Source organism: Marinobacterium mangrovicola (assembly GCF_004339595.1).
Lineage (GTDB): Bacteria > Pseudomonadota > Gammaproteobacteria > Pseudomonadales > Balneatricaceae > Marinobacterium_D > Marinobacterium_D mangrovicola.
The window spans coordinates 231,531-256,338 of the sequence record NZ_SMFU01000009.1; the positions used below are offsets into that span (position 1 = coordinate 231,531).

A 24,808-nucleotide genomic window follows, 5' to 3' on the forward strand; every position below is an offset into this window, starting at 1 on the left:
TTAATCCAGACTCTTGCGGGTAACGAAACGCGCCAGACCCAGGAGCACCGCCGCATAGGCGGCCAGGATCAGGCAGTCCTTGATGATCAGCGGCCAGAAGTCCCCGGCCAGGAACAGGGTACGGATCAGCTCCATGAAATAGGTGGCCGGCAGGGCATAGCAGATCACCTGCACCGCCAGCGGCAGGTTGCGGATATCGAACACAAACCCCGACAGCATCAGCGCCGGCAGGAAACTGGCCAGCAGCGCGATCTGGCTGGCGAGAAACTGGTTGCGGGTCACCGCCGAGATCAGCAGCCCTATCCCCAGCGCCACCAGCATATACAGCGTGGATCCGATCACCACCATCAAAGGCGCACCGACGATCGGCACATCAAACAGTACCCGCGCGGCGATGATGCAGAGGCCAAGGCCGAGCATACCGACAAAGAAATACGGCGTGACCTTCGCCAGCAACACCTCAGTAGGCCGCACCGGGGTGACAAACAACGCCTCAAGCGTGCCGCGCTCCCACTCCCGCGCCATCACCATGGCGGTGAGAAAAGTCCCCACCAGCGTCATGATCAGCACGATCAGCCCCGGCACCAGAAACCAGCTGCTGGTGTTGGCCACGTTGAACCAGAGCCGGTCCACCACCTCAACCCTTGGGCCGGGCGGACTGGATACTCCCTGGCGGTCCGCGGCCTTGCCGGACCACTGCGCCACCTGTTCACTGAAGTAGTTGACGATGGAACCGGCCCTGGTGGCATCGGTACCGGAAACAACCAGCTGTACCTGGGCCTGACCGGCGCTCAATTCGCGGGCAAAGTTACTGCTCAGGTGCACAAAGCCCTCCACCGTTCCGGCCTGCATCATCTGTTCGGCAGCCGTTACCGAATCCGCATGCACCGGATTGAAGTAGCGCGACAGGGTCAGCCCGGAGACAAAATTCGTGGCCGCCGGCGAGCGGTCATCCAGCACCAGCGCCAGACGGATATTGCGCACATCCAGCGAGACACCATAACCGAAGATAAAGATCAGGATGATCGGCAAGCCGATACCGATCAGCAGGTTGCTGCGATCACGCAAAAGCTGCCGCGTCTCCTTGCGGATCAACGACAGCAGGCGGGTGAGAAAACGGCTCTGGATCTGGGTCTGGTTCTGAATCTGAGTCATGCCGCCCCCTTCTCAGGCTGGCGGTTACGCTCGACGATACCGATAAAGGTATCCTCCATGCTCAGGTTGCCGCCCTGCTCATCCACCAGTTCCCGCACCTGTTGCGGCGTACCGATAGCCAACCGCTTGCCGGCATCCTGAATCAGAATGCGGTCGCAGTATTCCGCCTCTTCCATAAAATGGGTGGTGATAACGATGGTGGTGCCACCCTCTGCCAGCGCGGTGATGCGCCGCCAGAACGCCCGCCGCGCCAGCGGATCGGCGCCGCTGGTGGGCTCATCGAGAAACAGGATCTCCGGTTCATGAATCAGCCCCGCCGCCATGGCCAGGCGCTGCTTGAATCCGCCCGGCAGCTGACCGCTGGGCGTTTTTTCCTGGCCGCGCAGGTCGAACTGATCCAGCATCGCGCCGATCCGCTGCTTCAGCGCTCGCCCGCGCAGACCGTAGGCGCCACCAAAAAAGCGCAGGTTTTCCAGCACCGTGAGGTTGGCGTAGAGGGAAAACTTCTGGGACACATAACCGATCCGTTTGCGCGCCGAGGCGCTGGCGGTGCGCAGATTGACGCCAGCCACCTGCAGAGAACCGCTGGAGGATGGCAGCAGACCGCAGAGCATCCTGAAAGTGGTGGTTTTACCCGCGCCGTTGGGGCCGAGCAGGCCAAAGATTTCGCCACGGCGAACATCGAAACTGGTGCTGGCCACAGCGGTAAAGTCGCCGAACTTGCGCACAAGATCACGGACTTCGATCACTACCTCATCGTTTCTGCCATCGCCATCGCCTTCGAACGCTTCCGGGTTCGCCTCCACCGGGCCGAGTCGGCGACGCAGCAGCACCATAAAACCATCTTCCAGATCCGACTCCAGCGGCTGACAGTGGGCACCGTCCAGCAATGCCTCCAGCGCTGACCTGTCCACATCGCGCTGAGTGACAAAACGCACTCCCCCGCCCTGGGGCACGGCATCGACAATCTGTTCCTGCGCATCGAGCAGTCGCGCCTGGAGTTCACGGGGCGGTTTACCCTCGGCCGGCACTGCAAGAAAGGCGCAGTCATCGGCCTCGCAGCGCAGCTGATCCGGCGTGCCCTGGGCCAGCATCTCACCGCCGTGGAGCACATAGACCCGGTCGCAGCGGCTGGCTTCATCGAGGTAGGAGGTGCTGACGATCACACTGAGCTGCTCGTCATCGATCAGCTGCTGGATGATCTCCCAGAGCTCGCGGCGCGATAGCGGATCGACACCCACCGTGGGTTCATCGAGCAGCAACAGCTCCGGCGAGCGCACCAGGGTGCAGGCCAGGCCCAGCTTCTGTTTCATGCCGCCGGAGAGCTTTCCGGCAAGGCGGTCGGTAAAGCGGGCCAGATCGGTCATGTGCAGCAGACGCTGGTAGCGTTCTTGCCGCTCCGCCTGGGGCACGCCGTGCAGGTCGGCATAGAGATCCAGGTTTTCCTGCACACTGAGATCCTCATACAGGCCAAAGCGCTGCGGCATATAGCTGATCCGGTCCTGCACCGACTGAGGATCCGCCGAGACATCGAAACCCAGTACCTGCAAAGAGCCGCTACTGGCCTTCATCAGCCCCGCCATTAGGCGCAGCAGCGTGGTTTTACCGGCCCCATCGGGGCCGACCAGCGCGGTCAGCGAGCCGGTAGGGATATTCAGTTCGATCGATTTCAGCGCATCGACCTGGGTGCGGGCCTTTTTATCCTCGAACGCTTTGCACAGCGCGGTGGCGCTGACACAGGCCGCCGCCTGGTTCATTGCGCCTGTCCGTTCTGTGTATCAGCAGAGGCGTTCAGATCGATGCTTACAGTAGCCGGCATCCCCATGCGCAGACGGTTATCCGGATCATCCACCAGCACACGCACCTCATAAACCAGGGCGGTGCGCAGGGATTCGGTCTGCACGTTTTTCGGCGTGAACTCAGCCACCGAAGAGATATAACCGACAGTGCCTGCCACCGGCTGCTCGGGGAAACTGTCGGTGTAGATACTGGCCTGCATGCCGGGCTTCAGGTGGCCCATATCCGGCTCGCTGACATAGACCCGCACCCACTTGGGATCGTTCAGCGCCAGCGTAAACACCGGCCGTTGCGGTGACGCTATATCGCCGGGTTCCAGCAAACGGGCTCTGACCCGGGCATCGGTGGGGGCGATCAGGCGGGATTGATCAAGCTGGTGATTGAGCAGCGCCAGATCCGCATTAAGGGTTTCGAGCTGGGCTTCGGCGGCGGCGATATCCTCATCGCGCGGACCGGTCTGCGCCAGTTTCAGCGCCTCGGCCTGGACCGCCAACTGCGCCTTCGCGGCGCGAACGCGGGTGGCGGCACTGTCGATATCCTGTGCACTAACGCCACGGCCATCGGTGCGCCGTTTCACATCTTCCAGCCGGTTAAGCTGACTCTGCGCCAGCTCCAGCTCCGCCTCGGCAGCGCTGAACTGGGCTGCGGCCTGGGCGATCTCTTCCGGGCGACTGCCGTTATGCAGCTTTGCCACCTGCTGCTGCTGCGCCGCAATAGCAGCTTCGGTGCGTTTCACCTGCAGCGCCAGGGTGCGGGTATCCAGACTGGCCAGCAGCTGGCCCTCTTTGACCTGGTCGCCCTCTTCGGCCAGTACCTGGTCGATACGCTCGCTCTGGGTAAAGGCCAGGGACACCTGGCGGATATCCACATTGCCATAGAGCTCCAGCTCACCGACATTGCGCTCAGCCTGGCTGTAGTGCCAGCCGAAATAGCCGGCGGCCGCCAGCAGTATCAGGATCGGGAGCAGGATTTTTCGCATCGGGGAACTCCGTGTTACCACCTATGAATGCCATCAGCATAACGCGACATAACTATAATTCAAATTCGAATTTAAACTATTTGCCGCACCGAAAACTATCCGCTAGCATCGCCCTTATGCTGAAACCGACCCGCAAGCCCGAATCCCAGACCCGCCGCAGCCGCACCGATGGCGAGGCCACCCGCAGCCGTATTATCGAGGCGGCGGGACTGGTGTTTGCCGAGCGCGGCTATCACGACACCACCAGCAAAGAGATCTGCAAGCGCGCCGGAGCCAACCTGGCCGCCGTGAACTATCACTTCGGCAGCCGTGATGGCCTCTACCTTGCGGTGATCAGCGAGGTGATGAGTCATCTGCTGGAGCTGGAATACCTGCAGCAGATCGCTTCAGGTGACGGCAGCGCAGAGGAGAAACTGGCGCTGCTGATCGATGGCCTGGTCCATAGCCTGATCGAGGAGCGCAGCTGGCACACCCGGGTCTGGGCCCGGGAGATCCTGACGCCCTCACCGGTTCTGCCGGAGATCACTGCCACCGAATCAACGCCCAGGGTCGAGATCATCCTGCCGCTGTTGTCTGAGCTCACCGGCATCCCCAGTGACGATCCGCAGCGTTTTTACGGCCTGCTCGGGCTGATGTCTCCCTGCCTGATGCTGCTGATTATCGACCCGGAACTGCCGACCCCGATCCAGCCGATCTACTCCCGACCGGCCGAAGAGATCTCAGACCATATCAAACGCTTTGTCTTCAGCGGGCTGCGCTCGTTTGCCGAAAACCGCTGAAACGCCCGATCAGCAGGAAGAACAACAGAATACCCAGCGCATAGAGCATCTGAGCGCCCAGCATCAGCAGCACCAGCCCACAGAGCAGCGTGGCAACCAGCGCTACCATGCGGAACACGCCCGTCAGCAGCACACAACCCGCCGCCATACTAAGCAGATAAACCAAGATGAAGTTGCCGTTGGCATAACGCATCAGCTCTTCGATGCTCAGCCCCCACCACCAGCCGATCAGCGCACAGGCAGCGCAGGCCAGCACCACCAGGTTGAACGCCCGTGCCGGCACACCGTGACGATTGCGCTGCGCCAGTGCTGCAGGCAGTTTGCCCTCATCCGCCAGGCTCCAGAGCAGGCGTGCAAACCCCTGCAGGTAGATATTGATCGAGGCGAAACAGGCCAGGTAACCGATCAACGCCGCCAGCCAGAGCCACTGCTCGCCCCAGAGCTGCCCCACCAGGTTAGGCAGCGAAGCGCCATTGGCCTGCTGATCACCGAAAGTACCGAAGCTGACCACCGCCACCGAGCAAGCCCAATAGACGCCACCGGCCAGCAGCACGCCCAGCATCAGCGCCAACGGAAAGTCACGCCGCGCATTCTTGAACTCCTCACCCAGATGGGTGAACGCCTCCAGACCGACAAAGCACCAGAACATCAGCGCCAGCGCCGGTGGCACCGCCAGCCAGTTCAGATCCGTCGTTGGCAGTACCGGCTGATCTGAAACCGGCAGGTCGCCAAACCACCAGAACGACGCCACGGTGGCGATAATCGCCACGGCGATAGCGGTTTGGATCTGGCCCGAGGCGCGCGCCGGACGCTGACCGAGTATCAGCATCAGCCCCAGCGTCAGCAGCTGGATCGTCATATCCTCGCCGGGGCTGAGGTCGTAAAGCGCGTGCCAGAAACCGCTGGTCATTTTCAGCGCCGCCGGCAATCCCACCGGGATCACCGCCAGGAATAGCAGTGCCACACTACGCTCCATCGACAGACCAAAAGCGCGGCCAATCAGTGCCGGCGCACCACCGGCATGGGGAAACTTCTGCCCGAGTCCGGCAAAGGTCAGCGCCACCGGCAACACCAGCAGCGTCAGCAATGGCCAGGCCCAGAGCGAGGCTTCACCTGCTATGGCAGCGGCCGCTGCCGGCACGATAAAAACACCGGTGCCGAGCAGCGAAGTCGCCAGCAGGCCAACGCCCTGCAGCAGGCTCAGCTCTTTGTTCAATCGACTCATGCGTGTGATCCAGACAGAATGCTTAACAGAGAAATGGGGCTCCGGGCCTTTCACGGGTGTTTGCCAGAGTGGCCGATATAAGAGCTGCTGATATAGTACGTTTCGCCCTCGCTGGAGGGAGCTGGCAGGACGCAGGCATTGAGCTGCATTTCGGCGGAAAACACCTGCATAATGCAGCCGCCGGCAAAACGCCCGAGGCGCGTGTAAAGATCGCCTCAAAAGAGACGTTCAGGGACATACAGAAAAAGGAAGAAAACGGAGTTGGACAAGTTCGATCAACAGATCCTGGCGCTATTGCGCAGTGATGCTCGCATGGCGGTTACGGCCATCGCCAAGGCCGTGAGCCTGTCACGCACCGCGGTCAGCGACCGGATCCGCCATCTGGAGCAGCGCGGCATCATCCGTGGCTACCATGCCGACGTCTCGATCGAGAGCACCCCGGCGGTGCGCGCCTACCTGGAGCTGTTTTTCAAAGAGAGCCATTACGAAGAGTACATCGTTCGGCTGCGCGCCTTTCCCGAGGTAAAAAAGTGCAGTGGCATCAGCGGTGATACCGATATCCTGCTCTACGTGGAAGCGGAAAACATGGAACGGCTGATCGACCTGCGCAAGGCGATCGAGCAGTTCCCGAAGATGGTGCGGGTAAAAACCCATATCATTATGAAAGAGTGGGAGATGTAGCCGGAGCTACATCCCCCGTCACAACCTGAGTAGCGGTCAGCTAAGGTCTCCAGCTATCCAACGTTTCCAGATAGTTGGCTCGCTCAAACCCCGAAGGATCCGCCGCATTACGGTAAGACACACTGCCCTTAAGCTGCAGCAGCGAGTCGTACTCGTTCAGATCCATCCACTCCAGTATCTCGGTTTCCATCTGCCGGATGACGCCCGGCCCCTGCTGCATCAGCACGCTGGCCATCTGGGTGATATCGGCGCCGCACATCTGCGCCTTGATCACATCGGAAGCGCTATGGACACCACCGGTCACAGCGATATCGATTGCCACCTGCGCCCGCACGATGGCTATCCAGCGCAGCCGCTCACGCAGCTCATCGGCATGTGAAAGCTCCAGCATCGGGTGCAGTTTGCGCGTTACCAGCGTTAGCTCCGGCTGCAAAAAGCGGTTGAACATCACCACCGCGTTCACGCCGATCTGCTTCAATTGGGAGATGAAATGCACCGGGCTGGTGAACTGGGAAGAGATCTTCACCGCCAACGGCAGATCGGGCACCGATGCCCGCACCGAGTGGACGATATCCAGGTAGCGCCGCTCCACATCCATGGAGGACTCCTCCGCATCGGCGGCGATGTAATACACGTCCAGCTCCAGGCCATCGGCACCGGCAGTGGCCAGCTGGCGGGCATGCTCGGCCCAGCCTTTGCGGGTCACGCCGTTAAGGCTGGCGATCACCGGAATCTCCAGCGAGGCTTTCATCCGCTCCAGGTTATCCAGGTAGCGCTCTTCGGCGGTGCGGAAAGTGTCCGGCACCGGCAGATAGCCGTCGGATTCGGAGTGACCCAGCTCCTGCTCATAAAGAAACTGGTGCAGCATGGCGTGATCTTTCTGGCACTCTTCCTCGAACAGGCTGTGCATAACTATCGCCGCTGCTCCCGCGTCTTCCAGCTCGCGAGCGCCGTTGAAGGTTGCCGTCAGCGGCGAGGCGGAGGGCACCAGCGGACTTTTCAGCGCCAGCCCCAGGTAACGCGCTTCAAGCCGGCGCGCTTCAGGTTGATTGGTCATTATTATTTCTCCTCGGCTGCCGGATTCTCGGATTCATCTTCGGGCGGAGACTCCACCTCTTCCCAGCTCAGTTCAGCCAGCTGTGCGTAGCGGTGATAACGCTCGGTCACCTCATGCTGGGCCGCATCCAGAAACGCTTTCGCCGCTTCGGGATGGGTACGACTGAGCATGCTGAAACGAGCCTCGGTGCGGGCAAAATGGCTGTAAGGAATTGAGGGCGGTTTGGAGTCCATCCGCAGCGGATTCTGCCCCTCCGCCGCACGACGCGGATCGTAGCGGAACAGCGGCCAGTGCCCCGATTCCACCGCCAGGCGCTGGTGCTCGTGGTTATCAGCCAGGTCATAGCCGTGAGCGATACAGGGCGAATAGGCGATGATCAGCGACGGGCCGTCATAGCTTTCCGCTTCAAGGAAGGTGCGCAGGGTCTGCACATCCTTGCCGGCGTAGGCCACATGAGCCACGTAGACATGCTCGTAGTCCATGGCGATGCGCGCCAGATCCTTCTTCGGCCCCGGCTTACCGCCAGCGGAGAACTTGGCCACTGCCGCCCTTGGCGTGGCCTTGGAGGTCTGGCCGCCGGTGTTGGAATAGACCTCGGTATCGAGCACGAGGATATTTACGTTACGCCCTGAAGCGAGCACATGGTCGAGGCCACCGTAACCGATATCGTAGGCCCAGCCATCGCCACCGACGATCCAGACCGAATGACGCGCCAGCTTGTCAGCCACCGCTTCCAGCGAACGCGCCACCGGATCATCCATCGCGGCCAGTTGCTGACGCAGAGCGGCGATTCTCTCCCGCTGAGCGGCAAGGCCAGACTCGCTGGATTCATCCGCGTTGATCAGTTCATTAAGAAGAGCCCCATCGAGTTTGCCGGCCAGGCTTTCCAGCAATGCCCGGGCATAAGCCTGCTGAGCATCCAGCGCGGCGCGCATCCCCAGGCCAAACTCGGCGTTATCCTCAAACAGGGAGTTGTTCCAGGCGGGGCCGCGTCCTGCGGCGTTATAGCTCCAGGGCGTGGTGGGCAGGTTGCCGCCGTAGATCGATGAACAGCCAGTGGCGTTGGCCACCAGCATATGATCGCCATATAACTGACTCAGCAGGCGCACGTAGGGAGTCTCGCCACAACCGGAACAGGCGCCGCTGAACTCAAACAGCGGCTGATACAGCATGGCGCCCTTGAGCGTGGTTTCCTTCACCTGGGTACGGTCAAACTCCGGCAGCTGTTTGAAGAACTCCCAGTTGGCGCTCTCTTCGGCCAGCGTCTGCTGCTTGGGCACCATGTTGATCGCCTTGCGGCTGGCGTTGGACTTGTCAGTGATCGGGCAGATCTCCACGCACAACGTACAACCGGTGCAGTCCTCCGGCGAGAGCTGGTAGCTGATCATCGTATCCGGCGGAAAATCCTTGGCACCCTTGATCGGCACCGCCTGGAAGCTATCGGGCGCAGCGTCCAGCAGTTTGGCATCGAACGCCTTGGAGCGGATAACACTGTGCGGACAGACCAGCACGCACTTGCCGCAGTGGGTGCACAGATCCGGCTCCCAGTGGGGGATATTCAGCGCCAGATCGCGCTTTTCATACTGGGCGGTAGCCGAAGGCCAGGCGCCATCCGCCGGAAGTTTAGATACCGGCAAAGCGTTACCCCGCCCGGCGATCAGCTCGCCAGTCACCTGGTGCAGGAAAGGATCATCGCCGGGGATCTCCAGCAACCGCATCGGTATCTGACCGGCATCGCTGGCCGGTACGCTGAACTCAGCCAGGTGCGAGAGCGCATTATCGATGGCACTGATATTCATATCGGCGATGCTGCGGCTACGGCGGCCGTAGCTTTTCTCCACCGCGGCCTTGATGCTCTGTATCGCCTCCTCTTTCGCTAACACCTGCGCCAGGGCAAAGAAGCAGGTCTGCATAATGGTGTTGATGCGCTTACCCAGGCCCGCCTCCTGCGCCACCGCATAGGCATCGATCAGGTAAACCTTAAGCTGTTTTAGCTGCATCGTGCGCTGCACCTGCCCCGGCAGCGATTGCCAGAAGCTATCACCGGACAGCGGCGTGTTGATTAAAACAGTGGCACCCTCACGGGCCAGCTCCAACATCGGATAACGCTCAAGAAACTGCGGCTGGTGGCAGGCGACGAAATCCGCCTGCCCCTGCTGAATCTCATAGGCGGCGCGAATAGGTTTGGGGCCGAAGCGCAAGTGCGAGACCGTTACCGCACCGGACTTTTTCGAGTCATACACGAAGTGCCCCTGTGCATAACGTCCCGCTTCGGCACCGATGATCTTGATACTGTTCTTATTGGCACTGACGGTGCCATCAGCCCCCAGGCCGTAGAACACCGCCTGGGTCCAGTGTTCTGCCGCGTCGGTGCGATAATCCGGGTTCCAGGCCAGGCTGAGCTGACTGACATCATCCTCGATACCAACGCTGAACTGAGTCCCGAGCTGACAGGCACTGAGACCATCGAACACCGCCTTAACCATAGCCGGAGTGAACTCCTTGGAGCCGAGTCCAAAACGTCCGCCGGCGATGCGCGGCAAGCCGTTTTCCATCTGGCCGGCATTAAAGGCCTGGCACAGCGCCGTAGCCACATCCTTGTAGAGCGGTTCGCCATCGGCTCCCGGCTCCTTGGTGCGATCGAGAACCGCCAGCGCCTTCAGCGTTTTCGGTAGCGCCGCCATCAGGCGCTGACTATCGAACGGGCGGAACAGGCGGACCTTCAATACGCCCACCTTTTCGCCCTTGCCGTTCAGATCGGCCACCGTCTCCGCCGCGGTTTCTGCACCGGAGCCCATCAGCACCAGCACCCTTTCTGCCCCTGGATCTCCTTCATATTCAAAGGTTCGGTATTGGCGTCCGGTCACGGTGGCAAAGCGATCCATGGCAGACTGCACAATACCGGGAAAGGCCGCATAAAAGGGGTTGGTCGCTTCCCGGGACTGGAAGAACACATCCGGGTTCTGCGAGGTACCGCGCACGCCGGGACGGTTGGGCGACATACCGCGGTCGCGACAAGCCTGCACCAGATGCGGCGGCACCAGCTCGCGCAGCTGTTCGCTGCTGATCAGCTCAACCTTGCTGACCTCGTGGCTGGTACGGAAGCCATCGAAGAAATGCAGTACCGGCACCCGCCCTTCCAGCGTGGCCATCTCGGCGATGCAGGCGAAGTCCATCGCTTCCTGGGCGGTATTTGAAGAGAGAATCGCGAAGCCTGTGCTTCGGGCCGCCATCACATCGGAGTGATCGCAAAAGATCGATAGCGCATGGGTCGCCACCGAACGTGCCGCCACATGAAACACCGTGGGCGTGAGCTCACCGGCGATCTTGAACATGTTGGGGATTTTAAGCAGCAGCCCCTGGGAGGCCGTGAAGGTGCAGGTTTTCGCGCCGGCCTGCAGCGAGCCGTGAACAGCGCCTGCGGCACCTGCCTCGCTCTGCAGTTCGATCACATCGGGGACCGCGCCCCAGAGATTGGTTTTTCCGGATGCACTCCACGCATCGCAGAGCTCCCCCATGGGAGATGCGGGGGTGATCGGGTAGATCGCAATTACATCATTGAGCTGGTGGGCGATGGTGGCGGCGGCTTCATTGCCGTCCATCATCCGATATTCGGGTGCCATGCCGACGTCTCCTTCTATCCTGCGACGACCTTTGCCGTGCGACTCAGACCGAGTATCTCAGCTGAGCGCGGGCAAGGTACTGACACAGACCAAAGAGCTCTCTATAAGTGGAACTCTCTATAGATCGAGAACCCGAATATTCCATCAATGATTCGGGTTAGCGGCCTGCGTCAGATTCAGGATAGACAAGCGGCGGCGTATCAGCCCACGTCGCGGCCGGAGGAGATCACCTCAACCAGTTCGCGGAAGCTGGTGGCACGGTGGTTGATTTCCACCGAAACATGCAGACGACGGGCGATATCACTGGCGGAAATGATACCGCGGATACGATGATTCTCCGGATCCACCACCAGCATATGCTGCTGGCCTTCGTTCTTCAGCGTCTGCAACAGTTCACCGATGCTGGCATTTTCGATCACGTTGACCGGAACACCACGCAGCTTGGATTTCGGGATCATCAGGTCACTGATCGCAAGATCGCTACGCGCCTGACCGGAGCTGGCGGCAAGGCTCAATACCTTGCGGCTTTCCAGATCAGCCACGGTAACAATACCGCGGAACTCACCGTTCGCGACCAATACGGAACGAACATGGGCACGACGCATGGCAGCGATCGCCTCGTCCACCCCCACATCGGGATTCAGTTTCAGCGGCTTATGATAGAGAAAGTCGGTAACAACCAGACGCGCCGGGGTATCCAGGTCAAAGTTTTCAACATCTTCGGATTCAACAACAGACTGGAAATCGCTCAGGCTGACGGTTTTGAGTTCGGAATAACGTTCCATTTTGACACTCCTTCCACGCCCCAGAAGGCGCAGCAGTTTTCAGATTCAATACGAGAAAAGTACGCTCAAATCAGAAAACAACAGGGGGTGCCCGAGAGGGCGGAAGCGCGCGAATTTCTGTGTATGGAACCCTTTCCCAGGCCGGAGATTCGACCCTGTAGCCATCAGGGATAGTGGGCAGGGGTGAGGATGGCAGTACCGCCGAGTGATCACCATCACCGGACTCTCCCAGTGACAGATCGGTAATGCAGCTATCGACGATAATCGCCGGAGGAACCAGTCCGGTATCGCCCTTGGTGCCAGCCTCCACCGACACCGAGGCGAACAGCGCCAGCAGCGCACAAAGCGCCAGTGCGAGCATCGGTGTTAAGTGAGTTTTGCGCGTCATAAATGTGCACCTGAGTGTGAGGCTGCGAGTTGGCTCCTACACTATTCAATTTAGAGAATTATTGATCTTAGTCAAATAGTGTTTCGCTATTCAGTCAATAGATTTAGAAAGCTGATGAATTAGAACAGGCTGGTGCCCTGTTTATTCTTTTTTTAAGGTATAAATTCAGAGAATTATCCTCGGAAAAGGCAGTATTCCACCCCGCCCTGCCACTATCCCCTGACCCGGCTGATGGAGAAGTTTGCCGCATGACCTTACCCGCAATGATTGAGATACCCGCCCAGGGTGAAGCGCATTACCTGTTTATCCTCGCCCACGGCGTAGGCGCCAACAAAGAGAACCTGGAACCACTGGGACAGGCACTGAATGCGGCATTCCCCGGCGCTGTCTGTGCCGTGATGGACGGCTTTGAACCCTTCGATGGTGGTTTTGGCGGTCGCCAGTGGTTCTCCCTCGCCAACATGAGCGCAGACGAGCGTCCGGCGAGGGTGGCCAAGGTACTCCCTGCTTTTATAGAGATGGTGGAAACCCTGCAGCAGCGCTACGGCATCGACAGCGCCCACACCGTGCTGGTGGGTTTCTCCCAGGGCACCATCATGTCGTTGGAAGCGATCAAGGCGAAAGATGGCCTGGTCGGCCAGGTACTCGGCTTTTCCGGCCGCTACGCCAGCCTGCCGGACCAGGCACCGCAGAAAACCGTCATTCACCTGCTGCACGGTGAAGCGGACCAGGTGATTCCCGTAGACTTTGCCCACGAAGCCTGCGAAACCCTGGAAAACCTCGGCGCCACCGTGACGCTGGATACCCAGAGAGGCGTTGGCCATGAGATCAGCCAACTGCTGCTGGAAACCGCTGTTCAGCGGCTGGGGGAGACACTGGAGGCCTGAGATTAGCTCTCCATGCCTGAGTCCAGGCGAGCCTGAAAAACGCTCGAATTAAACTTGTTAATACTCTTTTGGATGCAGGTTTCGCCTGCTGGCGAATCAAGGATCTTGGACGGCCAAGATCCTTGATAATCCTAAGCCGCCCCGACAGCTTGATCGGCTTCGCCGATTTCCCTGTGCTTCTCGCCTGAAAGAGCGGGAAGGGAAACTCACCGCTTCGCGGCTCAAACAGCCCTTCCCTCGTTTCTCTTTCAGGCTGCGATGCTCGGCTGCGCTGAAGGGGTTCCTGCTGCGCTCAGAAATTACTTCTGCAACGCGCCCTGTCGATGCTTACATCCACAGGACCAACCCGAGAAACATAGACTATTGCAGCCCCTCTTCGGTAAACACCGTATCCAGCGTCCCGATATAGGGTTTGACCGCCGCTCGGTCAGCCTCAGGCACCGCTGCCAACGCCTTGGCGATCAGCAACGCCTGCTTCAGCTGGGCGCGCTGTTTTTCCGGCAGAGCCATCAGCAGCATCTCCTGGTCGGGGCCGCTCTGCGCCGCCATAGCCAGGATCTGCGGGCTTTCTGCCGCTACCTTGACCGCGCCATAGGCGAGCACTACCTGATCACCGGTCTGTGCCCAGGATTCGGGGCTGGTAAAGCCGTTCTTCACAACGCTGCTTTCAAGCTTGCTGTAATAAGCGGGTTCATCGCGCTTCAGCGCCGACACTGCACGCTGATGCGGATCGAAACTCTGGCCTTCCCGCGGCATGATCTGGCCAGTCAGAAACGCCTCTTTGCCCTCAGCCTTTAGCTGCTTGCCCAGCACGCGCACCTCATCAAGGCTCTCGATATAGGCCTGGATACGTACAGGCTCAAGCTCCGCCATCGCCAGGCTGGATGCCAGCATCAGCAGCAGCGCGCTCAGGGTCTGATTCAGTGTTTTGCTTAATCTCTGCATGGGTAATCCTTGGCTGTCCAGCGAACCTGGAGTGTATACACGGCATTGAGGTTAGGACAGCAGCATCTGAATTCCATTCCTCCAGACGCAAAAAACCGGCCCGAGGGCCGGTGAAAAAAAGGGTTTCGGAAAAGCTGAAAGCCGGTCTAAGAGCCTGACATGAACTTGCCTGCCAACGCTTTTCCGAATCCCCGTCACAGCATGGCGAGCGACGTAACCGGCTGGTGCACGTCCACGGCCATGGCAATACTTAACGCGGTGATGGTCACGATGGAAAACGCAAACACCTGCCGCGCCCAGCGTGTCTCATCGATGCCGACGCGATAGCCCCGCAGCGCCAGCACCAGCCACCAGATACTGGTGACCGCTGCAACCGCCAGGTAGGCAACGCCGACATGACCGCCAATCACCAGCGCCAGCGCCGCCGGCAGGAAAGCCAGGATATACAGCGCGATATGGCGTTTGGTCTTCATCACACCGCTGACCACCGGCAGTACCGGAATACCGGCCGCTTCGTAGTCACGGTAGCGATAGATGGCGATCGCATAGGAGTGCGGCATCTGCCAGAGGCAGAACATCAGCAGCAGAATCGCGGCCTGGGCATCGAACTGTCCGCTGACAGCGCAGTAACCCACCACCGGCGGTACCGCACCGGACAGACTGCCGACCAGCGTTCCGTAGACCGACTTGCGCTTCATCCACAGGCTGTAAACGCCGACGTAGATGACATAGCCAAAGGCGGCAAAGAACACGGTGATGGCATTGGTCTGCCAGGCCAGCAGCGAGAAGCCCGCCACACCGAGCACAAAACCATGCGCCAGCGCCGCCTTCACCGAGATCTCCCCGGTGACGGTAACGCGGTTGCGGGTGCGCTCCATGCGGCGATCGATATCCCTGTCGATGCAGTTGTTCACCGCACAGCCGGAGGCAACCACCAGCGATATCCCGAGTACGGTTATCGCCAACAGCAGCCAGTCGACCTGGCCCTGGGACGCCAGCAGGAATCCCCCGCCGGTCGCCACCAGGTTGCCGAAGATAATCCCCGGCTTGGCCACGAGTAGGTAACGTTTAAGCTTCAGCATAAAATGCTCACATCATCATCGCGTTGGATTCGTAGATGATCCACAGCGAGAGTCCAACCACCAGCACGATAATCAGCGCACTGAACAGGAACGCCAGGGTGTTCGGCTTGCCTTCGTGCGTGAAGTCCAGGTGCAGGAAGTACTTCAGGTGGACGATGATCTGAACCACAGCCAGGATGCTGATGGTCCAGAATTTCACGCTGGTCGAAAAATCACCTTCCATCACCATCCAGAACGGGATCGCCGTCAGGATGATCGACAGAACGAAGCCTGTCAGGTAGCCCTTCACCGTACCGTGATACGTGCTGTGAGAGTCATGTGAATGTGCCATTACAGAGCCCCCATCAGGTAAACGGTGGTGAATACGCAGATCCAGACTACGTCCAGGAAGTGCCAGAACATGCTCAGGCAGCCCAGGCGGGTCAGGGTTTTACCACCCAGACCACGCTTGGAGACTTCGATCATCATCACGATCATCCACAGCAGACCTGCAGTGACGTGCAGACCGTGCATGCCGACCAGCGAGAAGAACGCGGTCAGGAATGCGCTGCGCTGCGGGCCTGCGCCTTCAGCGATCAGGTGATGGAACTCGTTGATTTCCATACCGATGAACACGAGACCACAGACGAAGGTCACCGCCAGCCAGAACAGGGCGCCGCCCTTACGACCGGCGTGCGCCGAGATCATCGCGAAACCGTAGGTGATACTGGAAACCAGCAGCGCGGCGGTTTCGATCGCCACGTAGTCGAGCTCAAACAGTTCCTTCGGCCCCGGACCACCGTCGGTGGCGAAGTAGAGCACGCCCCAGGTAGCGAAGACGGATGCGAACAGCAGGCAGTCCGTCATCAGGTAGAGCCAGAACCCGAACAGAGTATTCTCGCCCGGATCGTGGTGCTCCTCTTCGGGCACCGGATACGCGTTTGCGGGATAAGTTACTTGTGTCGTCATGATTTATACCTGCTCCGCCACTTTAGCGCCGGCCGCACTGCCTTCGATCCGTTCGATCTCGTCCGGCTGGACGTAGTAGTCGACGTCATCATCGTAAGCACGTACCAGCAGAGTGACGATGGTTGCCACGAAGCTCGCACCTGCCAGCCACCAGATATGCCAGATCAGTGCAAAGCCCATCACGGTCAGGAAGCCCGCCATCAGAATGCCTGCAGAGGTGTTACGCGGCATGTGGATCGGCGCAAACTTCTCAGGACGCCAGCCGGCATAACCCTTCTCTTTCGCCGTGGTGTAGGCATCGATGCCTTCAACGATCGGCGTAGAAGCGAAGTTGTAGAACGGCGGCGGTGAAGTGGTGGACCACTCCAGGGTGTGACCATTCCAGGGGTCGCCTTCAGCCTTGTTCTGCTCGCGATCGCGGATGCTGACGAACAGCTGTACCAGCTGGCAGACAACACCGATCAGGATCAGGCCGGCACCGAAGGCAGCCAGGTAGAGCCAGGGCTCCCACAGCGGGTTGTCGGTGTGGTTCAGACGACGGGTCATACCCATGAAGCCGAGCACGTACAGCGGCATGAAGGCCACGTAGAAACCGATCTGCCAGAACCAGAACGCTGCTTTACCCAGACGCTCGTTCATGTGGAAACCGGTCGCTTTCGGGAACCAGAACGCAATACCGGCCAGGTAACCGAACACCGCACCACCGATGATGGTGTTGTGGAAGTGCGCGATCAGGAACAGGCTGTTATGCAGCACAAAGTCCGCGCCCGGTACCGCCAGCAGAACGCCGGTCATACCACCAATGGTGAAGGTCACCATGAAGCCCAGGGTCCAGAGCACCGGCACGGCGAAACGCAGACGGCCGCGGTAGATGGTGAACAGCCAGTTGAACAGCTTCACACCGGTCGGTATGGAGATGATCATGGTCGCCACACCAAAGAAGGCGTTGACGTTAGCGCTGGAACCCATGGTGAAGAAGTGGTGCAGCCAGACAATGAAGCCCAGGATAGAGATTGCACCGCTCGCCCATACCATGGACTTGTAGCCGAACAGACGCTTGCCAGTGAAGGTGGAGATCACCTCGGAGAAGATACCGAACGCCGGCAGAATCAGGATGTATACCTCGGGGTGACCCCAGGCCCAGAACAGGTTGATATACATCATCGCGTTACCACCACCTTCATTAGTGAAGAAGTGGAAGTCGAGGTAACGGTCCAGGGTGAGCATACCCAGTACAGCGGTCAGGATCGGGAAAGATGCAACGATCAGGATGTTGGCCCAGGTGCAGGTCCAGGTGAAGATCGGCATATCCATCAGTTTCATGCCCGGTGCGCGCATCTTGAACACGGTCACCAGGAAGTTGACGCCGGTTAACAGCGTCCCGAGCCCCGATATCTGTAGTGCCCAGATGTAGTAATCCACACCGACGCCGGGACTGTACGAGAGCCCGGACAGCGGCGGGTAAGCCACCCAGCCGGTCTTGGCGAACTCGCCCACACCCAGAGAGATGTTGATCAGCACGGCACCGCCAACCGCCAGCCAGAAGCTGAGGTTGTTAAGGAACGGGAAAGCCACGTCGCGAGCACCGATCTGCAGCGGCAGAACGATGTTCATCAGACCGATCATCATCGGCATCGCCATGAAGATGATCATGATCACACCGTGCGCGGTGAAGATCTGGTCATAGTGTTCCGGCGGCAGATAGCCTTCGGAGCCACCGGTGGCGACAGCCAGCTGCGTACGCATCATCACGGCATCGGCGAAGCCACGGATCAGCATCACCAGCGCCAGGATGATGTACATGATACCCAGACGTTTGTGGTCGACAGAGGTCAGCCATTCGCGCCAGAGGTAACCCCATTTACCCATTTTGGTAACGGACGCCGCCACAAACAGGCCAACAAGGCCGACTACCGCGAGCGTGATAACGATAATCGGCTCGTGGTAGGGAATGGCGTCCAGAGTGAGTTTTCCGAACATATTTGCTTACTCCTGCGCCAGATGCTGTTTGTCAGCGTCTGCGCTTTCCTGGCCATGCGTGCTGGCCTCTTCATGCATTTCCATGCCGTGCATGCCCTCTTCTCCCTCGGAAGGCATCGTCATGTACTGCTGCAGAATGCTGGTAAAGAGGCCCGGCTCCACGTCGGAGAAGGTCTCTACCGGGTGGTTGATGGAACGCTCGGCCAGCTGCTCGTAACGCGCCTGGTTCAGCGGCTCGCTACCTGCACGTACCTGTTCAACCCAGGCGTCAAAGTCCGCTTCGCTTGCCAGCGCATCGGTCTTGAAGTTCATGCCGGTAAAGCCGCCGCCACTGTAGTTGGCGGAGAAACCATCATAGGTACCGGGTTCATCGGCGATCAGGTGAAGCTTGGTTTCCATGCCAGCCATGGAGTAGATCTGGCTACCGAGCTGCGGGATGAAGAAAGAGTTCATCACGGAGTCGGAAGTGATCTTGAAGGCCACTTGACGATGAGCAGGAATCACCAGCTTGTTGACGGTGGCGATCTGCTGTTCCGGGTAGATGAAGAGCCATTTCCAGTCCAGTGACACCACTTCCACGGTCAGCGGATCCTCTTCACCGGCAACGCCTTTCAGCGGCTGGTAAGGATCAAGCTCGTGGGTACTGCGCCAGGTCAGGGTGCCAAGCACGATAATGATCAGGCAGGGAACCAACCAGACCACTAGTTCGATCTTGGTGGAATGCGCCCATTTAGGCGTGTATGTAGCTTTGGTGTTGCTGGCACGATATTTCCAGGCAAACACCAGAGTCAGGACAATAACGGGGATGACGACGATCAGCATCAGCAGAGTTGCTGTGATAATCAGCGATTTAACATCCGCCGCGACCTGCCCTTTGGGATCAAGAACACCGTTCTTGCAACCGGCCATGACGACCGTCAGCAACAGCAATATCCCGCCCCGGACAAGAGAAGAGGCTCTGTCTTTCATCTTACAACCTTCGGTATGAAAGTGGCTAAGTGGGTCGCGGGACGTTCAACGCGGCCCTGGGATACCGAGTGGAACCAAGGCATTGCTGGAGACACGTTGAACGGCTCGCGAAGGGTCATGGAACGACCGCACTGTGAATTGAATCATTGCCAACGAATTTCCCGGTCCCTGGGTTCTAATACCTGATCGAAGCCGATACGCGGAACGGGGAGATGAAGTTTCCCGCGGGAACGGCCTCACAGAGACACTCTTGGCGATAAGATGAAATCCGAAGTTGTGAACAATGATCCAGATCAACAGCGCGTGAAACATAACTCTCAGGCGCACTTGACCTCAAAGGAACGGACCATTGCAAAAAACAACCTAATAAGACCTTAGTCGAACTGCATTATTACAAATCAATGACTTAAAGCAGTAAGAACAAAATTCATACAGATGACTAACAGACAATCCCAAAAATGGAACAATTACAGATCTGGCTTTACAGCTGTATAAGCGGCGAACAAAGACCATAAGGATACTGTTCCATTAGCGCCGCTTTTGAGAGGGCCAGACAAAGAAAAACCCGGCTGTTCCGGCCGGGTCTTCGATAATTTACTCAACACTTTGAGGGCTTAGATACCGCCCATGCAGAGGTATTTGATCTCCAGATAATCGTCGAGTCCATGCTTGGAACCTTCGCGGCCAAGACCGGACTCTTTGACGCCGCCAAAAGGCGCCACTTCGTTGGAGATAATGCCTTCGTTGATACCGACCATGCCGTATTCCAGCCCCTCACCGACGCGCCAGCAGCGGCCGATATCACGGGAATAGAAGTAAGCCGCCAGTCCGAACGGAGTGGCATTGGCGCGCTCGATCACATCCTCTTCATCATCGAAGACAAACAGCGTAGAGATCGGGCCGAACAGTTCCTGGTTAGCAATCGCCATCTGTTCGGTGACGCCGCTGAGCAGGGTCGGCTCATAGAACAGCTCGCCGGCACTGGAGCGCTTGCCACCAAGCACTAGCTCAGCACCCTCACCCACTGCGTCTTTAACTACCTGATCGACGCGGTCGATCGCCTTTTTGTTGATCAGCGGGCCGATTTCGACCCCATCCTGATCACCGGCGCCCACTTTCAACTCACTGACTGCCGCCTTGAACTTCTCAACGAAGGGGCCGACCACCGAGCGCTGCACGTATATGCGGTTGGTGCAGACACAGGTCTGACCGGCGTTGCGGTACTTGGAGATCAGCAGACCTTTGACCGCCGCATCCAGATCGGCATCTTCAAACACGATAAACGGCGCGTTGCCGCCCAGCTCCAGGGATACCTTTTTCACCGTATCCGCGGCCTGATGCAGGATATGTTTACCCACCGGCGTTGAACCGGTGAAGGAGACCTTGCTCACCAGCGGATGAGAAGTGAGCGTATCTCCCACGGCAACCGGGTCGGTTGTGGTGACAATGTTGATAACGCCCGCCGGGAAACCCGCCTCTTCGGCCAACGCCGCCAGCTCCAGCGCCGACAGCGGCGTATCTTCGGCGGGCTTGAGCACCACGGTGCAACCCGCGGCCAGGGCCGGTGCGATCTTGCGGGTAATCATCGCGAGCGGGAAGTTCCAGGGCGTAATCGCCGCTACTACGCCAATCGGCTGACGGATGGTGACGATGCGGGAGGTCGGCGACGGTGATGGGATGTGCTCGCCATAGGCGCGCTTGCCCTCTTCCGCGAACCACTCGGCAAAGGAGGCGCCATAGGCCACTTCGCCGCGGGCTTCGGCCAGCGGCTTGCCCTGCTCGGCGGTCATCAGTCGCGCCAGGCGCTCCTGATTGTCCATGATCAGCTCATACCAACGACGCAGCATCTGGGCACGCGCTTTTGCGGTGGTCTTTTTCCAGCTGGCGAACGCCTTGTGCGCTGCTTCTACCGCAGCGCTGGCTTCCTCGGCGCTCATGTCCGGCACATCAGCCAGATGCTCACCGTTGGCAGGATTCAGGACCGCCAGGGTTTTACCGGAGGCGCTCGAGACCCACTGTCCATCGACATAGGCCTGGGTCTTGGTAATCAGTGTGCTTGTCATAGTCGTTTCCAGAACTCGTTGGGTGATGCTGGGATACTAACACCGGCATTTAAGTGCCGGTTGATCGCCTGTAAACGTTCAGTTTCATCACTCTCAAACAATCAATATCAGTGTGCCCTTTTCGACGCATCCCCCGCTATTCAGGCGCTGCGACCTCAGAGATCAAATTGACTGCTCGCCTCGGCGATGATGTAACGACCGATCGGTAGCGCCGAGGTCGCCGCCGGCGAAGGCGCGTTGCAAACGTTGATGGTGCGCGGGGTTTTCACGAACAGGAAGTCATCCACCAGCTTGCCATCGCGGGAAACCGCTTGGGCCCGCACGCCTGCAGGGTAGGAAGTGAGGTCGGACTTTTCCACCATCGGGCAGTATTTCTGCACCTCTTTCAGGTAACCGCCCTTGAACAGGGAGTTTTTCATCTCGATCAGGCCCGGCTTGAAGTTCTTCTGCAGCACCTTGCGGATTCCCGGGTAGCTCAGGGTTTCAAAACTGTCGGCCAGCGAGATATCAGTCTTGCGGTAACCTTCACGCTTCCAGGCCAGCACCGCATTGGGGCCAACGGTGACGGTGCCATCGATCATGCGGGTCAGATGCACCCCCAGGAACGGCATCGATGGGTCGGGGATCGGGTAGATCAGATGATTGACGATCCGGTTATGTTTTTCCGGCAGCAGGTAGTATTCGCCACGGAAGGGACAGATACGGAATTCAGGCTCCATACCCAGCATCCGCACGACCCGGTCGGCCATCAGGCCTGAGCAGGAGATCAGGTAACGGCCGCTGAAGCTGCCCTGGGTGGTACTGGCACGCACCTCGCTGGCCGACTCGCTGAGCCCGGTCACCTCAGCGCTGTAGCGGATCTCGCCACCTTTCTCGACAAACCGGCGCGCCATCGCTTCGGTGACCTGCTTGTAATTGACGATACCGCTGGAGGGCACAAAGATACCGCCGATACCGGTGATGTTGGGCTCGCGCTCGCGCAGCTCGCCGGCATTGAGCCAGTAGCGCTCCAGACCGTTGGCCTCGGTTCGCTCCCAGAGCGCCTTCATCCGCTCCATCTCCAGCTCGTTGGTGGCCACCAGCAGCTTGCCGCACTCTTCGTATTTGATGCCGTTTTCCTGGCAGAACACCTTGGTATCGCGATTACCCTCCAGGCAGAACTTCGCCTTCAGGCTGCCCGGGGTGTAGTAGACGCCGGCATGGATAACACCGGAGTTATGGCCGGTCTGATGCTCCGCGGGGCCGCCCTCCTTCTCCAGTACCAGTACCTTTTTATCCGGGTAACGCCCCAGCAGCTGCATCGCCGTGGACATGCCGACGATACCACCGCCGATAATCAGAAAATCGTACATCTCTTTCCTCATATAAGGGGTTCTTAGCAAGAGTTCTTAAAAAGAGTTCTCACGAAGAGCGCCGAACTGAAAACCACCGGTCGCACTGCCGGTGGCCTTTGATCTTAGCGTTTTTGGTTTGGCCGTCACCAGATTACTGGTTGGGATTGCGTAAGGTTTTGGCTCGAGTGAAATAACCGCGCTGCCGCATCAGTTCACGACGCAGCCCCGGGTTAGCGGTGAACTTGTCGCGGCCATGCAGCCAGAAATGGTTGTTGATCAGCAGGAAGCTACCGGTAGGTACAGGCACGGACAGGATCGACCGGCTGCCCTCCAGCGACTCGGACAGATCGGTCAGCCAGTTGCCTTCGATATCGTCTTTGGGCTGCACGAACTGGTCGATATAGGACATGATCGGGCGCCCGGAGCGGTCCAGATCGAAAACCGGATGGAAGACGTCTTTCGCCGTGTTTTTGCTCGGCGGCGCGGCCCAGCGCATTTCGCGACTGCCCAGCTCGTCGCCGCTGAATCTGTCAAGGTCTTCCCAGTCGTCCAGGTGCAGCAGCAGCGAGTTGCCGCCCTCCATGTTCTGCTCGTCGATCTTCAGCATCAGTACATAGTCGGTGTCCTGCTCAACGTAGGTGCCATCGTTATGCAGCTCCATAACGCGGTGCGCCTGGCGCAGGTAACTGTCGGAGTTATCCTCGTTCTTCACCACGAAGCGGGCGTAGTACTGACCGCTCATCGCATCGAAGTTGGAACGACCAAACAGGTGCGCCACGGCGGTGGTGAACTTGACCATCTCCTCGGCCTGCTCCACCTGGTTCAGCCCTTCAGGCGTGATGATCAGTGCCCCGGTATTGCGATCCACCAGCGTATCCACCAGCAGCGGCTGCAGCTCGTTATTACACAGCTCATCCAGAATCCGGGCGACACGAAAACGCAGCATCGACTTGTATTCCAGCGCCTGAACAGGCCAGTGCGCCACCGCCTGCAGAAAAGCTTCGACCAGCTGCGCATCAAAACGCAGCTCCAGCAGGCGCGGGCTTTGGGTGGAGGGTTCCAGGGTAAAACCGGCTGCACTTCCAGCGTCAGTTGAGACCATAGCGGCTAGGGACATGGGGCTACCTCGATAATTTTTATGTTGGCATTGGTATGGAGATGGATCTTTTTATCGGTGTGCCTGTGTTGGGGTACACAGCATCAATATTTACGTTTTGTAAAAATATCTACATTTTATAATTTCGTCAACAAAACACACCTTTTGCTGCATTCTTATCCCTGTCGCTATAATCCGCCCATCATCAGAACTGATACCGGACACCCCATGGCCGAACCCGAAGAGAAGAACAACCTGGCAAATCTCGCCTATGTCGCCCTGAAACGGGATATCACCGAAGGCGCGTTCCAGCCCGGGGACAAGTTGCTGATGAGCGGCCTGAAGGAGCGCTATGACATCGGTGCGGGCCCCATGCGTGAGGCGCTATCACGGCTGGTTTCAGAACGCCTGGTCACGGCGATCAGCCAGCGCGGTTTTCGTGTAGCGCCCATGTCTATCGATGAACTGAAAGATATCTACTTCGCCCGCGCCCAGCTGGAAGCGATGATCACCGAGCTGGCGGTGCAGCGCGGTGGCGATGAATGGGAAGCCGGCGTGATCGCCACCGCTCACACCCTGTCACGGGTCAAAGAGGTGCAGAACACCGACGAGATGCTGGGAATTTGGGACAACCGTCACAAGGCTTTTCACTACGCCATCGCCAGCGGCTGCGGCTCAGCGAAGCTGATGGAGTTGCGTGAAACCATGCTTGATCAGGCCGAGCGCTATCGTCAGCTTTGGCTCAGGGAGATGGTGTTTTCAGGCGAGGCGCTGAAGTCCAAGCAGGAAGAGCACCGGGAGCTGATCGACGTACTCATGTCCGGCGACGCCCAGGCCGCCCGCCAGCTGATGTTCGAGCATATGATGAACCCAATTCCGATTATCGTGCGGATTCTCGAATCACGCGGGCTCGCCTGACCGACGGTCAATCATAAAAAAGCCGGCGCTTCCGATAGAAGGGCCGGCAATAGCACGATGTGACAATCCACAGTGGAGTCCACACCAGGGTGTGCTTTAAACGACGTCGCGATCCTC

Annotated in this window: 21 protein-coding genes; 4 read left to right on the top strand and 17 right to left on the bottom strand. The window is 59.0% G+C overall.

Annotated features, from left to right (window positions below; genetic code table 11):
* Genes CLV83_RS13515 through CLV83_RS13525 form a run of 3 tightly spaced genes read right to left on the bottom strand, consistent with a single transcriptional unit; the run spans position 1 to position 3,931 of the window.
* Positions 1-1,155, bottom strand: a complete 1,155-nt coding sequence (locus CLV83_RS13515) for an ABC transporter permease (RefSeq protein WP_132293263.1) — start codon at positions 1,153-1,155, stop codon at positions 1-3.
* Entirely contained in the window at positions 1,152-2,912 is a 1,761-nt protein-coding gene (locus CLV83_RS13520) for an ATP-binding cassette domain-containing protein (protein WP_132293266.1), read from the bottom strand. Before CLV83_RS13520 ends, CLV83_RS13515 begins: the two co-directional genes overlap by 4 nt.
* Positions 2,909-3,931, bottom strand: coding sequence for an HlyD family secretion protein (locus tag CLV83_RS13525; RefSeq protein WP_132293269.1), 1,023 nt, complete (start codon positions 3,929-3,931; stop codon positions 2,909-2,911). Before CLV83_RS13525 ends, CLV83_RS13520 begins: the two co-directional genes overlap by 4 nt.
* Positions 3,932-4,047: 116 nt before the next feature.
* On the opposite strand from CLV83_RS13525, the gene CLV83_RS13530 reads away from it, so the two are divergent.
* Positions 4,048-4,710 (top strand): TetR/AcrR family transcriptional regulator, encoded by a 663-nt coding sequence (locus CLV83_RS13530; RefSeq protein ID WP_165900312.1) that lies wholly within the window; start codon positions 4,048-4,050, stop codon positions 4,708-4,710.
* On the opposite strand, the gene yjeH is transcribed toward CLV83_RS13530, so the two are convergent.
* Positions 4,676-5,935: an L-methionine/branched-chain amino acid transporter gene (gene yjeH, locus CLV83_RS13535; protein ID WP_132293275.1), complete on the bottom strand. Its 1,260-nt coding sequence runs from the start codon at positions 5,933-5,935 to the stop codon at positions 4,676-4,678. The genes CLV83_RS13530 and yjeH overlap by 35 nt on opposite strands.
* 261 nt (positions 5,936-6,196) lie before the next feature.
* Here yjeH and CLV83_RS13540 point away from each other — a divergent pair, with 261 nt between their 5' ends.
* On the top strand, positions 6,197-6,616 hold the full coding sequence (locus CLV83_RS13540) for an Lrp/AsnC family transcriptional regulator (RefSeq protein WP_104004469.1): 420 nt from the start codon (positions 6,197-6,199) through the stop codon (positions 6,614-6,616).
* 40 nt (positions 6,617-6,656) lie between these two features.
* On the opposite strand, the gene CLV83_RS13545 is transcribed toward CLV83_RS13540, so the two are convergent.
* The 4 genes from CLV83_RS13545 to CLV83_RS13560 form a co-directional block, all read right to left on the bottom strand.
* Entirely contained in the window at positions 6,657-7,673 is a 1,017-nt protein-coding gene (locus tag CLV83_RS13545; protein WP_132293278.1) for a dihydroorotate dehydrogenase-like protein, read from the bottom strand.
* A 2-nt stretch (positions 7,674-7,675) separates the two neighbouring features.
* Positions 7,676-11,296 (bottom strand): pyruvate:ferredoxin (flavodoxin) oxidoreductase, encoded by a 3,621-nt coding sequence (gene nifJ, locus CLV83_RS13550; protein ID WP_132293281.1) that lies wholly within the window; start codon positions 11,294-11,296, stop codon positions 7,676-7,678.
* Positions 11,297-11,496: 200 nt separating this feature from the next.
* Positions 11,497-12,081 (bottom strand): CBS domain-containing protein, encoded by a 585-nt coding sequence (locus CLV83_RS13555; protein ID WP_132293284.1) that lies wholly within the window; start codon positions 12,079-12,081, stop codon positions 11,497-11,499.
* 70 nt (positions 12,082-12,151) lie between these two features.
* A complete protein-coding gene (locus CLV83_RS13560) occupies positions 12,152-12,469 on the bottom strand; it encodes a hypothetical protein (protein ID WP_132293287.1) in 318 nt (105 codons plus the stop codon).
* Between the two features lie 248 nt (positions 12,470-12,717).
* On the opposite strand from CLV83_RS13560, the gene ypfH reads away from it, so the two are divergent.
* Positions 12,718-13,356, top strand: a complete 639-nt coding sequence (gene ypfH / locus CLV83_RS13565; RefSeq protein ID WP_132293290.1) for an esterase — start codon at positions 12,718-12,720, stop codon at positions 13,354-13,356.
* Between the two features lie 360 nt (positions 13,357-13,716).
* Here the strand turns inward: ypfH and CLV83_RS13570 are convergent, their stop codons facing one another.
* From CLV83_RS13570 to glaH, 9 genes are all read right to left on the bottom strand, one after another.
* Complete coding sequence (locus CLV83_RS13570; protein ID WP_132293293.1) at positions 13,717-14,301, bottom strand: hypothetical protein; 585 nt, start codon at positions 14,299-14,301, stop codon at positions 13,717-13,719.
* 194 nt (positions 14,302-14,495) lie between these two features.
* Complete coding sequence (gene cyoE, locus CLV83_RS13575) at positions 14,496-15,383, bottom strand: heme o synthase (RefSeq protein ID WP_243642389.1); 888 nt, start codon at positions 15,381-15,383, stop codon at positions 14,496-14,498.
* Between the two features lie 7 nt (positions 15,384-15,390).
* On the bottom strand, positions 15,391-15,714 hold the full coding sequence (gene cyoD, locus CLV83_RS13580; protein ID WP_132293296.1) for a cytochrome o ubiquinol oxidase subunit IV: 324 nt from the start codon (positions 15,712-15,714) through the stop codon (positions 15,391-15,393).
* On the bottom strand, positions 15,714-16,331 hold the full coding sequence (cyoC, locus tag CLV83_RS13585) for a cytochrome o ubiquinol oxidase subunit III (protein ID WP_132293299.1): 618 nt from the start codon (positions 16,329-16,331) through the stop codon (positions 15,714-15,716). Before cyoC ends, cyoD begins: the two co-directional genes overlap by 1 nt.
* Before the next feature lie 3 nt (positions 16,332-16,334).
* Complete coding sequence (cyoB, locus tag CLV83_RS13590; RefSeq protein WP_132293302.1) at positions 16,335-18,311, bottom strand: cytochrome o ubiquinol oxidase subunit I; 1,977 nt, start codon at positions 18,309-18,311, stop codon at positions 16,335-16,337.
* A 6-nt stretch (positions 18,312-18,317) separates the two neighbouring features.
* Positions 18,318-19,280: a ubiquinol oxidase subunit II gene (gene cyoA / locus CLV83_RS13595; protein ID WP_132293305.1), complete on the bottom strand. Its 963-nt coding sequence runs from the start codon at positions 19,278-19,280 to the stop codon at positions 18,318-18,320.
* Positions 19,281-19,894: 614 nt separating this feature from the next.
* Positions 19,895-21,343, bottom strand: coding sequence for an NAD-dependent succinate-semialdehyde dehydrogenase (locus CLV83_RS13600; RefSeq protein ID WP_132293308.1), 1,449 nt, complete (start codon positions 21,341-21,343; stop codon positions 19,895-19,897).
* 155 nt (positions 21,344-21,498) lie between these two features.
* Entirely contained in the window at positions 21,499-22,695 is a 1,197-nt protein-coding gene (gene lhgO, locus CLV83_RS13605; protein ID WP_132293311.1) for an L-2-hydroxyglutarate oxidase, read from the bottom strand.
* Positions 22,696-22,828: 133 nt separating this feature from the next.
* Positions 22,829-23,794: a glutarate dioxygenase GlaH gene (glaH, locus tag CLV83_RS13610; protein ID WP_132293314.1), complete on the bottom strand. Its 966-nt coding sequence runs from the start codon at positions 23,792-23,794 to the stop codon at positions 22,829-22,831.
* Positions 23,795-24,001: 207 nt separating this feature from the next.
* On the opposite strand from glaH, the gene csiR reads away from it, so the two are divergent.
* Positions 24,002-24,691, top strand: coding sequence for a DNA-binding transcriptional regulator CsiR (csiR, locus tag CLV83_RS13615; protein ID WP_132293317.1), 690 nt, complete (start codon positions 24,002-24,004; stop codon positions 24,689-24,691).
* Positions 24,692-24,808: the final 117 nt, after the last annotated feature.

Coding starts and splice junctions, on each gene's coding strand:
- cyoA (WP_132293305.1), bottom strand. CDS start 19,280: ATGAAAGACAGAGCCTCTTCTCTTGTCCGGGGCGGGATATTGCTGTTG.
- glaH (WP_132293314.1), bottom strand. CDS start 23,794: ATGTCCCTAGCCGCTATGGTCTCAACTGACGCTGGAAGTGCAGCCGGT.
- cyoC (WP_132293299.1), bottom strand. CDS start 16,331: ATGACGACACAAGTAACTTATCCCGCAAACGCGTATCCGGTGCCCGAA.
- ypfH (WP_132293290.1), top strand. CDS start 12,718: ATGACCTTACCCGCAATGATTGAGATACCCGCCCAGGGTGAAGCGCAT.
- CLV83_RS13600 (WP_132293308.1), bottom strand. CDS start 21,343: ATGACAAGCACACTGATTACCAAGACCCAGGCCTATGTCGATGGACAG.
- yjeH (WP_132293275.1), bottom strand. CDS start 5,935: ATGAGTCGATTGAACAAAGAGCTGAGCCTGCTGCAGGGCGTTGGCCTG.
- lhgO (WP_132293311.1), bottom strand. CDS start 22,695: ATGTACGATTTTCTGATTATCGGCGGTGGTATCGTCGGCATGTCCACG.
- CLV83_RS13515 (WP_132293263.1), bottom strand. CDS start 1,155: ATGACTCAGATTCAGAACCAGACCCAGATCCAGAGCCGTTTTCTCACC.
- nifJ (WP_132293281.1), bottom strand. CDS start 11,296: ATGGCACCCGAATATCGGATGATGGACGGCAATGAAGCCGCCGCCACC.
- CLV83_RS13570 (WP_132293293.1), bottom strand. CDS start 14,301: ATGCAGAGATTAAGCAAAACACTGAATCAGACCCTGAGCGCGCTGCTG.
- cyoD (WP_132293296.1), bottom strand. CDS start 15,714: ATGGCACATTCACATGACTCTCACAGCACGTATCACGGTACGGTGAAG.
- cyoB (WP_132293302.1), bottom strand. CDS start 18,311: ATGTTCGGAAAACTCACTCTGGACGCCATTCCCTACCACGAGCCGATT.
- CLV83_RS13555 (WP_132293284.1), bottom strand. CDS start 12,081: ATGGAACGTTATTCCGAACTCAAAACCGTCAGCCTGAGCGATTTCCAG.
- CLV83_RS13560 (WP_132293287.1), bottom strand. CDS start 12,469: ATGACGCGCAAAACTCACTTAACACCGATGCTCGCACTGGCGCTTTGT.
- CLV83_RS13530 (WP_165900312.1), top strand. CDS start 4,048: ATGCTGAAACCGACCCGCAAGCCCGAATCCCAGACCCGCCGCAGCCGC.
- CLV83_RS13525 (WP_132293269.1), bottom strand. CDS start 3,931: ATGCGAAAAATCCTGCTCCCGATCCTGATACTGCTGGCGGCCGCCGGC.
- CLV83_RS13545 (WP_132293278.1), bottom strand. CDS start 7,673: ATGACCAATCAACCTGAAGCGCGCCGGCTTGAAGCGCGTTACCTGGGG.
- csiR (WP_132293317.1), top strand. CDS start 24,002: ATGGCCGAACCCGAAGAGAAGAACAACCTGGCAAATCTCGCCTATGTC.
- cyoE (WP_243642389.1), bottom strand. CDS start 15,383: ATGCTGAAGCTTAAACGTTACCTACTCGTGGCCAAGCCGGGGATTATC.
- CLV83_RS13520 (WP_132293266.1), bottom strand. CDS start 2,912: ATGAACCAGGCGGCGGCCTGTGTCAGCGCCACCGCGCTGTGCAAAGCG.